Annotated in this window: 9 protein-coding genes; 2 read left to right on the top strand and 7 right to left on the bottom strand. The window is 73.2% G+C overall.

Annotation, left to right across the window (positions count from 1 at the left end):
* From ACFWR9_RS40165 to ACFWR9_RS40140, 6 genes are all read right to left on the bottom strand, one after another.
* A partial coding sequence (locus tag ACFWR9_RS40165; protein WP_383851882.1) for a nitrate/nitrite transporter occupies positions 1 to 1,378 on the bottom strand: 1,378 nt, incomplete at its 3' end.
* Between the two features lie 135 nt (positions 1,379 to 1,513).
* Positions 1,514 to 2,428: a hypothetical protein gene (locus ACFWR9_RS40160; RefSeq protein ID WP_383851880.1), complete on the bottom strand. Its 915-nt coding sequence runs from the start codon at positions 2,426 to 2,428 to the stop codon at positions 1,514 to 1,516.
* An 82-nt stretch (positions 2,429 to 2,510) separates the two neighbouring features.
* Positions 2,511 to 3,821: an acyltransferase family protein gene (locus tag ACFWR9_RS40155; protein ID WP_383851877.1), complete on the bottom strand. Its 1,311-nt coding sequence runs from the start codon at positions 3,819 to 3,821 to the stop codon at positions 2,511 to 2,513.
* Positions 3,818 to 6,043 (bottom strand): polysaccharide deacetylase family protein, encoded by a 2,226-nt coding sequence (locus ACFWR9_RS40150; RefSeq protein ID WP_383851874.1) that lies wholly within the window; start codon positions 6,041 to 6,043, stop codon positions 3,818 to 3,820. Before ACFWR9_RS40150 ends, ACFWR9_RS40155 begins: the two co-directional genes overlap by 4 nt.
* On the bottom strand, positions 6,043 to 7,218 hold the full coding sequence (locus ACFWR9_RS40145; RefSeq protein ID WP_383851872.1) for a hypothetical protein: 1,176 nt from the start codon (positions 7,216 to 7,218) through the stop codon (positions 6,043 to 6,045). The genes ACFWR9_RS40150 and ACFWR9_RS40145 overlap by 1 nt, the downstream gene beginning before the upstream one ends.
* A 301-nt stretch (positions 7,219 to 7,519) precedes the next feature.
* A complete protein-coding gene (locus tag ACFWR9_RS40140) occupies positions 7,520 to 8,491 on the bottom strand; it encodes a LysR family transcriptional regulator (protein WP_383851869.1) in 972 nt (323 codons plus the stop codon).
* 83 nt (positions 8,492 to 8,574) lie between these two features.
* Between ACFWR9_RS40140 and ACFWR9_RS40135 the strand changes: the two genes are divergently transcribed.
* Positions 8,575 to 9,882 carry an MFS transporter gene (locus tag ACFWR9_RS40135; RefSeq protein ID WP_383851866.1) on the top strand — a complete coding sequence of 436 codons (1,308 nt, stop codon included), beginning with the start codon at positions 8,575 to 8,577 and terminating at the stop codon, positions 9,880 to 9,882.
* Here the strand turns inward: ACFWR9_RS40135 and ACFWR9_RS40130 are convergent.
* Positions 9,842 to 10,210 (bottom strand): winged helix-turn-helix transcriptional regulator, encoded by a 369-nt coding sequence (locus ACFWR9_RS40130; RefSeq protein ID WP_383851863.1) that lies wholly within the window; start codon positions 10,208 to 10,210, stop codon positions 9,842 to 9,844. The two genes, ACFWR9_RS40135 and ACFWR9_RS40130, sit on opposite strands and share 41 nt — an antisense overlap.
* 106 nt (positions 10,211 to 10,316) lie before the next feature.
* On the opposite strand from ACFWR9_RS40130, the gene ACFWR9_RS40125 reads away from it, so the two are divergent.
* The gene (locus ACFWR9_RS40125) at positions 10,317 to 11,228 is read left to right on the top strand and encodes an SDR family oxidoreductase (RefSeq protein WP_383851860.1); all 912 of its coding nucleotides are present in this window, start codon (positions 10,317 to 10,319) and stop codon (positions 11,226 to 11,228) included.
* Positions 11,229 to 11,251 lie beyond the last annotated feature (23 nt).

The raw sequence follows: 11,251 nt of genomic DNA, 5'->3' as shown, positions 1-11,251 counted from the left end.
GTTCACATGTGTTACGTAACACGTCGGCGTTGTTGCGCGGGGCTTTGGTGCCCGCCGGCCCCGCGGGTTCGTCGGGCCCCGGGGGGGCCGGACGGCGAAGGTATACCGCCCAGGTGACCGCGAAGCACACCGCGTAGTAGGCGAGGAAGGCGACGAAGGCGCCGGTGCCCGAGCCGGAGGAGAGGAAGGACTGCCGGAAGGCGAGGTTGATGGCGACGCCGCCGAGCGCCCCCACGGCGCCGATCAGCCCCATGGAGGCACCGGAGAGGCGCCGCCCGTACGCCACCGCCGCCTCGCCCGTCAGCCCCTTGCCGAGCGCCTTGTTCTGGAAGATCCCGGGGATCATCTTGAACGTCGACCCGTTGCCGAGCCCGCTGAGCACGAACAGCACCACGAACACGGCGACGAACAGCCCGAGCGACTTCGCCATGCTGGCGGCGACGAGCACGGCGGTGGCGGTGGCCATGGCGACGAAGTTCCACAGGGTGATGCGGGCGCCCCCGTACCGGTCGGCGAGCCTGCCGCCCAGCGGCCGGATCAGGGAGCCGAGCAGCGGGCCGATGAAGGTCAGGTAGGCCGCCTGGAGCGGGGCCCGCCCGAACTGGGTCTGGAGCACCTGCCCGAAGGCGAAGCTGTAGCCGATGAACGAGCCGAACGTGCCGATGTACAGCACCGCCATGATCCAGGTGTGGGCGTCCCGCGCGGCGTCCTTCGCGGCCCCGGTGTCGTTCTTCACGGAGGCGAGGTTGTCCATGAAGCAGGCGGCGAGGACGGCGGCCACCAGGATCAGCGGGATGTAGATGCCGAGCAGCACCCGCGGCCCGCCGCTCGCCCCGATGATCGCGAGCGCGGTCAGCTGGATGACCGGCACGCCGATGTTCCCGCCCCCGGCGTTGAGGCCGAGCGCCCACCCCTTCTTGCGCAGCGGGAAGAAGGCGTTGATGTTGGTCATGGAGGAGGCGAAGTTGCCGCCGCCGATGCCGGCCAGCAGCCCGACCAGGAGGAAGGTGGAGAAGGACGTCCCCGGCTCCATGACGGTGAAGGCCGCGACGGTCGGCACGAGCAGGAGCCCGGCGGAGATGATCGTCCAGTTCCGCCCGCCGAAGACGGCGACGGCGAAGGTGTAGGGCACCCGCACGACGGCGCCGACGAGGGTCACCACGGACGTCAGCAGGAACTTGTCGGCGGGTGTCAGCCCGTACTCCGGCCCCATGAAGAGGACCAGCACGGACCAGAGCGTCCAGACGGAGAACCCGATGTGCTCGGAGAGCACGGAGAAGAACAGGTTCCGCCGGGCGGTCCGCTCCCCCGTCTCCTTCCAGAAGGTCTCGTCCTCCGGATCCCAGTACTCGATCCAGCGGCCGCCTGGGAAAGTCATGACGCCTCCACGGTGCTCCACAGCTCGGTTGCCCCGAAGGTAGGAAGGGCGCGTTTCGAGCCGGTGGGGCTGTGGATGACCGGAAGGGAACGTTGCTCTCACCCGCCGCCGGTGCGGGGTGAGAGGTCGCGCCGGTCAGCCCTGGGGGTGCTGGGGCTGCCAGTGCGGGTTCTGCTCCGGGTACGGCTGCTGCTGCGGGTAGGGCTGCTGCTGCGGGTAGGGCTGCTGCTGGGGAGCGGGCTGGGGCGGGTACGGCTGCTGCTGGCCCTGGGGCGGCGCGTAGGGCTGCTGAGGGTACGGCTGCTGGGGCTGGGCGTACTGGGCGGGAGCCGGCTGCGCGTAACCGCCGGGGGTGCCGTAGCCCGCGGGAGCGCCCTGGCCACCCGGAGCGCCGTAGCCACCGGGCGCGGCGTGGCCTCCCGGCGCCCCGCCGAACGGGTTCCCGTGTCCCGGAAGCTGCCCGCCGGGCGGCAGGTACCGCACCCGCCCGGTCTCGTCGGCCGTCGGGACGAACCCCGCCGCCTGCAACCGGGCCGCGAACCTCGCGTTGCGTTTGCGGGTGACGAGGAAGCCGACGCCCAGGATGGCGAGGACGGCCAGCCAGATGACCGCGGCCACGACGAAGTCGTCGGACGAGCCGCCCGAGCGGTAGGCGAGGACCACACAGCCGATGGTGACACCGAGCGCGCCGTACCCCATCCGCTTCTCGGCGCTCTTGCCGGTGAGGTCGAAGTTGATCCGCGCCTTGAGGAGTTCGAAGGCGTCCGGCACGAGCGGCGGCACCGAGACCCCGTCGCCCGCGTTCGGGTACTGCGCCCAGTTCTGCGCGGCACGGGCGCGGGCCTGCGGGCTCGGGTCGGGCACGAGCAGCATCGTGAGCGAGCCGTTGCTCCCGCCACCCTGCCGGGCGTCGGCGTACTCGTAGCCGAACTGCTGGGCGACGAAGGCGAGCTTGGCGAGTTTCTTCACGGACGCCATCGGGCTGGTCAGCTCGACCGGCTCGCCGCTCGCCATCAACCGCAGCATCTTCTGCGTCTGCCGCTTGCTCATCCCGCCTGCTCCCCCTGACCGGCTCACGCCACCGTGTTCACTCGCGCAACCGGTGCAGTCTCGCACGCCGGTACGACGGTCGTCAGCCCCGGTGCGCCGCCCGGGCCCTCGGCCGCCGGCCCGCGGCGCTCCTGCCACCGTCCGGCCACAGCTGCGGCTTGCGCTTGGCGGCCACGTCCTCCATCCAGCCGAACCAGACGACGCAGCTCCCGATGAGCAGCCAGGCGAGGACCAGGACCGGCCAGGGACTCTCCAGGAGCCAGGAGAAGTGCTCGTCCATGACGTCGAAGCCCCACAGCCGGTCCCACACGGTGGCCGCGATCAGGATGCACACGTTGTGCCACAGGTAGATCGTCACCGCGCGGGAGTTGAGCAGGGTGACCACCCGGTCCCAGCGGCGCAGCCGGCGTGGCCACTCGGTCCACGACGGGCTGACGTGCAGGAGCAGCAGCACCGTCGCGAAGGACCAGACGGCCTGGGCGAAGGGGATGGAGTCCAGGTCGTAGCCGGACTTGAAGCCCTCCGCGAAGGCGTACCAGAGGCCGAGCACACCGATCAGCGGGGCCACCGACGGCACGACGTAGCGCGGGAGCCGCTTCAGGACGCCTTCCTGGTGGGCCATGCCCAGGATCCAGCAGGCCCCGAAGGTGCTGAAGTCGGTGAGGCCGGAGGGGATCCGCTCGCCCGGCAGGTCGAGGTAGCCGAACTGGAAGGCGGCCGAGAGCGCGATCGGCGCCAGGATCGTCGGCCACGGCAGGGCACGCAGCGCGCGCAGCAGCAGCGGGGAGAGCAGCACGTACCAGAGGTAGGCGCGGATGTACCAGAGCGGCCCCGCGAGTTCCGAGGCCCAGTCGTCGCCCAGGAGCCCGTGGATGCCGGACAGGCCCTCGGCGTACGGCGGGTCGCTCAGCGGCAGGATCCAGAAGGTGAGGTGGAGCCACCACCAGCCGGGGTGCCCGTCGTCGTTGGGTCCCCAGCCCTGGAGCAGCATGCCGGTCACGCCCACCGTGCCGAGCAGCCACAGCGGCGGCAGCAGGCGGCGCATGCGGCCGCGGACGACCTGGACGGCCGGGCGCTTGAGGGAACGGGCCATCAGGTTGCCGGCCAGGGCGAACATCACGCCCATGGACGGGAACAGCACGGGCAGCCACGCCCAGCCCGTCAGGTGGTAGAGGACCACGCGGAAGAGCGCCACGGCCCGCAGCAGGTCGAAGTACCGGTCCCGGACGGGCGCCCGCCGGGCCTGCTTCTGCTGGGGCAGCAGCGGCGCGGCGGTGGCGGTGTCCGTGCCGACGGGCGCGTACGGGGGTGGTGCGGTCACGTGCGGGGCTTTCCGGGGCGTGGCGGTCGGGGCGGGGACGGGCCGGGCCGGGCCGTAGGGCGGGGTGGTCATCCGACCGGCCTCCCGTCCATGGCGCCGGACCGCGGGGCGGGCACGGCCGCCGCACCGCCGCCGGCCGCCGCCGCACCGCCGCCGGGCGGCGCGGACACGCCGCCGCTGCGGCGCAGCTTCTGCCAGCGCAGCCGGCCGCCGGTGAGGGCCGTGATCCAGGACTGGAGCAGCACCACGTACATGATCTGGCGGTAGAGGATCTGCTGGAGCGGCAGCGAGATGAGCGGTGTCAGCCGCTCCCGGTCCAGCCGGAAGGCGTAGGCCGCGCAGACCGCCTGGATGGCCAGGACGCCCAGCCAGGCCACGATCGTCTTCTGGGTCGGGCCGAAGACGATGCCGTAGAGCAGGAACACGTCGATGAGCGGGGCGAGCAGCGGGGCCAGCACCATGAACAGGGAGACGAAGGGCAGACCCACGCGGCCGAAGCGGCCCGAGGGGCCCTTCTCGATCACCGCGCGGCGGTGCTTCCAGATGGCCTGCATGGTGCCGTACGACCAGCGGTAGCGCTGGGACCACAGCTGCTGGACGGACTCGGGGGCCTCGGTCCAGGCGCGGGCGTTCTCGGCGTAGACGACGCGCCAGCCGGCCCGGTGCAGCGCCATGGTCACGTCGGTGTCCTCGGCGAGCGTGTCGTCGCTCATGCCGCCGATGGGCGCCAGCGCGGAGCGGCGGAAGGCGCCGACGGCCCCGGGGATGGTCGGCATGCAGCCGAGGATGTCGTACATCCGGCGGTCCAGGTTGAAGCCCATCACGTACTCGATGTGCTGCCAGGCGCCGATGAGGCTGTCCTTGTTGCCGACCTTCGCGTTGCCGGCCACGGCGCCCACCCTCGGGTCGCCGAAGGGCTGGACGAGTTCGCGGACGGTGGACGGTTCGAAGACGGTGTCGCCGTCCATCATCACGACGATGTCGTACCGGGCGTTGGCCAGGCCCCGGTTGAGGGCGGCGGGCTTGCCCGCGTTGAGCTGGCGGATCACCCGGACGCCCGGCAGGCCCAGGCCCTCCACGATCCGGGCGGTGCCGTCGGTGGAGCCGTCGTCGATGACGATGATCTCGATCGGGTGGTCGCTCTCCATGAGGGAACGGACCGTGTTCTCGATGCACTTGGCCTCGTTGTACGCCGGGACCAGCACCGTCACCGGTCCGGTGACCGCCCGTCCCCAGCCGAAGCCCTTGCGGCGGACCCGGCGGGCGTGGACGCCGGAGAGCAGCAGCATCAGCACGAAGCGGCCGATGACCAGCGTGCCGATGATCGCCAGGCCCACCACCAGGACGTCGGTGAGCTTCTCCGAGGCCTGGACGAGGAAGACCCACGCCCTGCCCTTCCACAGCTCGGCGCCGGTCACCGGGCTCATGGCGCTGGGCGCGTCCAGGGCCTCGGTGAGGTTGTCGAACTCGTAGCCCTTCGCCTTCAGGTCGGGCAGGAGCCGGTCCAGGGCCTGGACGGTCTGGTGGCGGTCGCCGCCGGAGTCGTGCATCAGGACGATGGCGCCCTTGCCGCCGTGCGGGGTGGCGCGGCGGATGATCTCGTCGACGCCGGGCTTCTTCCAGTCCTCGCTGTCCGTGTTGTTGACGACGGTGATGTAACCGCGGCTGCCGATGTACTCGGTGACCGGCCAGGACTCGTCGTCCATGGCGTCGGCGAAGGAGGAGTAGGGCGGGCGGAAGAGCGAGGTGCGGACGCCGGCCGCGCCGGTGATCGCCAGCTGGTTCTGCGACAGCTCCCAGTCGATGCGCTTCTTGGACTGGAAGGAGAGGTCGGGGTGGTTGAAGGTGTGCAGGCCCACCTCGTGGCCCTCGTCGACCATGCGCTCGACGAGGTCCGGGTAGCGGGAGGCCATGGTGCCGGTGACGAAGAAGACCGCGTGCGCGTCGTGCTTCTTCAGCACGTCGAGGACTCTCGGGGTCCAGGTCGGGTCCGGGCCGTCGTCGAACGTGAGGACGAGCCGGTGGTCGGGCACGCTCAGGCTCTCGGTGCGGCCGCCCCGGGCGTCGATGACCGGGCCGCCCTCCAGGATCTTCTCGGGCACGTGGGTGGTCGGCGCGGGTTCCTGGACGCGGTGGTCGGCGAGTATCTCGCTGTGCACGTAGCCGCGCAGCATGAGCATCGCCGCCAGGGCGACCAGGAGGAGCAGGGGGAGCAGCAGGCGCAGGGGCAGGCGGCGGCGGGAGCGCACTCGGGGGCTGCGCGCCGCCCCGTGACGGCGGGTGCGGGATGCCATCAGAGGGTGGTCTCCGGGGACAGGGTCGTGGACGTGGAGGTGTCGCCCGGACCTGCGACGACGGGCGCGCCGGCGGCCCCCGCGAGGGGAGGCGTGTCGCCCGAGCCGTTGGCGTTGGCGCCGCCCTCGCCCGGGTCGGAGCCCGTGGTGGCGCCGCCGGTGGGCGCGGTCGGGTCGACGGTGGTGTCGCCGCCGCCCGTCGACGCGGACGGGTCGGTGGTGGCGGGCGGCGGCGCCTGGGTCGTCCCCGTGGGGTCCGGGGCCGTCGTTCCCCCGCCGCCCGGCTTCTCGTCGGTCCCGGTCTCCGTCGCGCCGGCGTCGGCGCTGGTGCCGGGCTGCGTCACGGTGCCCGAGGTGGTGCCGGGCGCGGGGACTCCGGCGCCCGGTGTGCCGGTCGCGCCGGGGCCGGCGGTTGCGCCGGTCTGCGGGGCGCCGGTGCCGGTGGCGGCGGGCGGCCCGGTCTGCGAGGGCAGCGGGGTGGTGTCGACCTGGCCGGCGGGCTTGCCCTCCTCCTGGCCCGGCACGGGCATCCAGGGGGCGTTGGAGTTGCCGGACATCAGGGTGGAGACGATGACGACGGCGTAGACGGCGCAGGCGACGCCGACGAGAATGCCGAGGCGCCGGTAGAGGCGGCTGCGGCGGCCGGACGCGTCGACGAAGACCGGTCCGTCGGAGCTCTCCTGGCCCTTTCCGCGGTGCCCGCCGTCGGCCCGGTGGAGCACACCGTCGCCGAGCAGGACGGCGTCGAGCTGGACCGTCACCTCGTGCGGGTCGTGGGTGTGCGGGGCGTCCGGGGCGTCGCCGTCCGCGTGCGCGTCTTCGTCCGTGGTCTCCTGCCAGGGGTCGCGGAGGAGGGGGACGGGAGGGGCCGGGGTGGTCGAATTGACCGGGGTGGTCGGGGCGACCGGGGTGGTCGGGGCGACCGGAGTGACCGGGGCGACCGGAGTGACCGCGGTGGTGGGGGCGACCGGAGTCGCCGGGGCGGCCGCGTCGGTGTTGCCCCAGGTTATGCGCGGCTGCCGGCCGAAGGCGTCAGGGCCGTGGTGCGCCCGGCCTATTCGGGAACCGGGTATCTCCGTCTCGCCGTTGCCGGCACTCCCCTGGCGGCGCGCGCCGTCACCCGGACCGCTTCCGAACCATCCCGGGCAGGACCCGCCGGACGTCGGCGCGGTCATCGGAGACTCTCCCGCGGGTGGGAAGGAGCGGGTCGGCGGAAGCACCTCGGTGGCGTCAGCATCCGGTCTTGCCTCCGAGAGATCACGAACCCCGGACTCGACCTCGGGCCACTCCGGTTGGGCGTCTTTCTGCCAATTCTTCACGCGTGCGCACTTCCCCCCACGGGACACTTCCGGGTGCGCACACGACTCCGAGCACTCGTCGGCCGAACCGGCCCCCACCAGGTTCGAGCGCCCCCTGTATCACACCGTGCTCAGGCAGAGAATGTAGCGCACGCGGAGGATCCGTGGTTGCCGCGTGTCAATTGTGGGCGGACATCACAGCGCTGTCGGCGGCCGGAATCCATCCCCCGGCGGGAGCCCGGAGCCAGCCCTTTTCGGCCGCGACCTGCGCCGCCGCCCGGCGCAACGCGTCCAGCGCGGGGTGCACCAGTCCCTTTCGCCAGACCAGTGAGACCGGCGACAGCGGCACGGGATCGACGAGCGGGCGTACGACGGTCGATGCCATGGCCGGAAAGCCCACCACCGCCAGGATCGGATGGCGCGTCCTGTCCATGATCCGCCGGAACTCCTCCTCCCCCATCGCCAGCGGAAGGGGTGGCGCCACGTCGATGCCGCGTCCCTCGAACAGGCGGTGCGCGAGGTCGGTCCACTCCGGCGTGCGCGGGTTGCCGGCCCCGGCGTACACCCGCTCCCCGGCGAGCGCGGAGAGCGGCACCTCGTCCAGCCCGGCCAGCGGATGGTCCTCCGGCAGGACGACCGCCATCGGCTCGTGGCGGACGGGCTGGTGACCGAGTCCGGCCCGCAGCGCCGGGGGCAGGCCCGCGAACCGGCCGAAGGAGGCGTCCATCCGGCCCGCGATCACTTCGGCGGCGGCGTACGTCAGTCCGCTCTCGTAGCGCGCCATCAGCTCCTCGCCGGGTGCGAGTTCGCGCGCCCGTTCCAGGACGAGGCGGCCGGTGACCAGCCCCGGGGAGTTGAGGTCGACCAGCAGCGGGCGGGCCTGTCCGAAGGCGGCCAGGAGTTCGTCCTGCGCCTGGAGGACGCGCCGGGCGTACGGCAGCAGCCGCTCGCCGTCGGCGGTCAGCGTCACCTGCCGGGTGGTCCGCACGAACAACTCGGCGCCCAACTCCCGCTCCAGGCGCCGTACGTCCCGGCTCAGCGCCTGCTGGGCGACGTACAGCCGGGCGGCGGCGCGGGTGAAGTGCAGGTCCTCGGCGACGGTGACGAAGGCACGCAGGAGGCGGGGGTCGAGGTGGGCGGGTGCGGGCATCCGGTGAACTTACAACAGGGATGCGTGAATGGCGACGGAGTAGGTGTTGGACCCCTTGATCGCCTCCGGGCCACGGTAGGTGCATGCCGCAACCGACCTTCGAACGCCCTTCCCCGCAAGCCCCTCTCGTTGTCTTCCTCGCCGTCACCGCCGACACCCTGGTCGCCGCCGACTTCCGCCCGCGCACCCGGCGCCGGCCGCCCGGCCCGTACCGGCGGCTCCTCGCCACACCCGGCGCCCGCGCGTTCACGCTCGGGAACCTCATGGCGCGGCTGCCCATGGGCATGTTCAGCGTCAGCGCGGTCGTGATGATCGCCGGCACCCGTGGTTCGTACGCCTTGGCCGGCGCCGTCACCGCGACGGGACTGGCGGCCACCGCCCTCGTCGCCCCGTGGACCGCGCGGCTCGTGGACCGGCACGGGCAGGCCCGCGTCGCCGTGCCCGCCACCCTGATCGCCGCCCTCGGCTCGCTCGCCCTGCTGCTGTGCGTGCGGTACGGCGCGCCCGCCTGGACCCTCTTCGCCGCGTACGCCGCCACCGCGACGACCCCCAACACCGGCGGCATGGCCCGCGCCCGCTGGAACCACCTGCTGAAGGGCGACGCCGACGCGCTGCACACCGCGAACTCCTTCGAACAGGCGGCGGACGAACTGTGCTTCATGCTCGGGCCGGTCCTCGCGGCCTTCCTGTGCACGGCGTTGTTCCCGCAGGCGGGCACGCTCGTCGGTGTGGTGCTCCTGGTGAGCGGCATGCTGCTGTTCACCGCCCAGCGTTCGACCGAGCCCCCGGCGGCCCGGCCGCGCCCGACCGCCAAGGCCCCCCTCCGCGCCCCGGGCATCCCGCCGCTCCTGGTCGTGTGCCTCGCGATGGGCGGGGTGTTCGGGGCCATGGAGGTCGTCACCATCGCGTTCGCGGACACACAGGGCCACCGCGCGGCGGCCGGGGTGGTCCTCGCGCTCCAGGCGGCCGGTTCCTGCGCGGCCGGCCTGCTGTACGGCGCGACGAAACCGGCCGGACCCGCCGAACACCGGCTGCCGTGGTGTGTCGCGGCGATGACGGCCCTGCTGACGCTGCCGCTGCTCGCGGCGTCGCTCACCGGCTCCCTGCCGCTGCTGGCGCTCACCCTGCTGATCGCCGGGATGGCGACCGCCCCGACCATGGTCACCACCATGACGCTGGTCCAGCACCGCACCCCGGAGGGCCGCCTGAACGAGGGCATGACCCTCGCGGTGACCGGTCTCCTCGGCGGCATCGCCTGCGGCAGCGCGGCGGGCGGCTGGGCGGTGGAGCACACGTCGGCCGCGGCGGCCTACGGCATCCCGGTGACGGCGGCCGCGGCGGCTCTGCTGCTCACCCTGCTGCCGCCCCGGCGGGCCCGCGCCGCCGGATGACGGCGACGGGTTCGTCCGCGCCGTCGAACTCCCGCCGCGCCCGCTCGACCTCCGGCAGGTTCTCGGCGGACCACTCGACGAGCGAGGCGAAGATCGGCGCCAGGCTGCGCCCGAGGTCGCTGATCTCGTACTCCACCCGCGGCGGCACCTCGGCGTGGCACGTGCGCTCGACCAGCCCGTCGCGCTCCATCCGGCGCAGCCGCTGGGTGAGCACCTTGGGCGTGATGGTGCCGATGTTGCGCTGGAGTTCGACGAAGCGCTGACGCCCGTACTCGTGCAGTGCCCACAGGATCGGCGTGGTCCAGCGGCTGAAGACGATGTCGAGCACCGGGGAGACCGGACATGCCAGTTCCGGTTCGGTCCCCGCGCCGCGGGGGGCCTCCGGAAACGTCGGCCGCCCCCTCGTCGCGGCACTCACCGCCGCGGGCGGGCGAGTGACGGCCGTCACACGCAACGCCCCTTCCTACGACCTTCCCGAGGGCGCCCGGCACGTCCGGGCCGACCTCGCCGACCCGTCGACCCTGGGTGCCGCCGTGACCGGCGCGGACGCACTCTTCCTCCTGCCGGCCGGGGAACTGCTCGGCGGCGGCGCACCCGCCACCGAGGTCCTGGACGTGGCCCGGTCGGGCGGGGTGTGCCGGGTCACCCTGCTCTCCTCCCAGGTCACCGGCGTCCGTCCCGGGGCCCCGACGCACGGCCGGCTGCGGGAGTTCGAGGAGGCGGTGCGCTCCTCGGGCCTGGACTGGAGGATCCTGCGGCCCGGCGGCTTCGCCTCCAACGCCTACGCGTGGGCCGAGACCGTCCGCACCCGGCGGACGGTGCACGCGCCGTTCGCCGAGGTCGCCCTTCCGGTGGTGGACCCGGCGGACATCGGCGCGGTGGCCGCCGTGGTGTTGCGGGAGCAGGTCAATGCGGGGCAGACCTACGAGCTGACCGGCCCCACACCGGTGACCCCGCGCGCGCAGGCGAAGGCACTCGCCGGGGCGCTGGGCGAGGAGGTGCGGTTCCTGGAGCTGAGCCGCGAGCAGGCCCGCGAGCACATGGCGCGGTTCATGCCCGAGCCGGTCGTCGACGGCACGCTCGACATCCTCGGCGAGCCGCTCCCCTCGGAGCGACGCGTCGCCCCCGACATCGAGAAGCGCTCCTCGGCCGTCCGGCCGGTTCCTTCGCGGCCTGGGCGGCCCGCAACGCCGCGGCCTTCCGGTAGGCGTCCCGCCGACGGCGAAGCCGCGGAAAAAACGACGAGGGCGGGCCGTGGGGGGGGGGGTGGGGGGGAAAAGGCCCCCCCCACCCCGCGGGGGTTGGGGGGGAAGAAAACCCCCCCCAAACCGGGGGCACACCTGTGAGGAGGGGGGGGAGCCCCGAGGGT

Origin of the sequence: Streptomyces sp. NPDC058534 (genome assembly GCF_042717365.1) — a bacterium.
In the GTDB taxonomy this organism is placed as follows: domain Bacteria; phylum Actinomycetota; class Actinomycetes; order Streptomycetales; family Streptomycetaceae; genus Streptomyces.
Note: the sequence above shows the minus strand (reverse complement) of the source record. Positions and strands in the feature narration are given on the sequence as shown.

What these genes read in the sequence shown, in the direction of transcription:
- ACFWR9_RS40140 (WP_383851869.1), bottom strand. Translation starts at nt 8,491, where the DNA reads ATGCCCGCACCCGCCCACCTCGACCCCCGCCTCCTGCGTGCCTTCGTC.
- ACFWR9_RS40155 (WP_383851877.1), bottom strand. Translation starts at nt 3,821, where the DNA reads ATGACCACCCCGCCCTACGGCCCGGCCCGGCCCGTCCCCGCCCCGACC.
- ACFWR9_RS40150 (WP_383851874.1), bottom strand. Translation starts at nt 6,043, where the DNA reads ATGGCATCCCGCACCCGCCGTCACGGGGCGGCGCGCAGCCCCCGAGTG.
- ACFWR9_RS40160 (WP_383851880.1), bottom strand. Translation starts at nt 2,428, where the DNA reads ATGAGCAAGCGGCAGACGCAGAAGATGCTGCGGTTGATGGCGAGCGGC.
- ACFWR9_RS40145 (WP_383851872.1), bottom strand. Translation starts at nt 7,218, where the DNA reads ATGACCGCGCCGACGTCCGGCGGGTCCTGCCCGGGATGGTTCGGAAGC.
- ACFWR9_RS40135 (WP_383851866.1), top strand. Translation starts at nt 8,575, where the DNA reads ATGCCGCAACCGACCTTCGAACGCCCTTCCCCGCAAGCCCCTCTCGTT.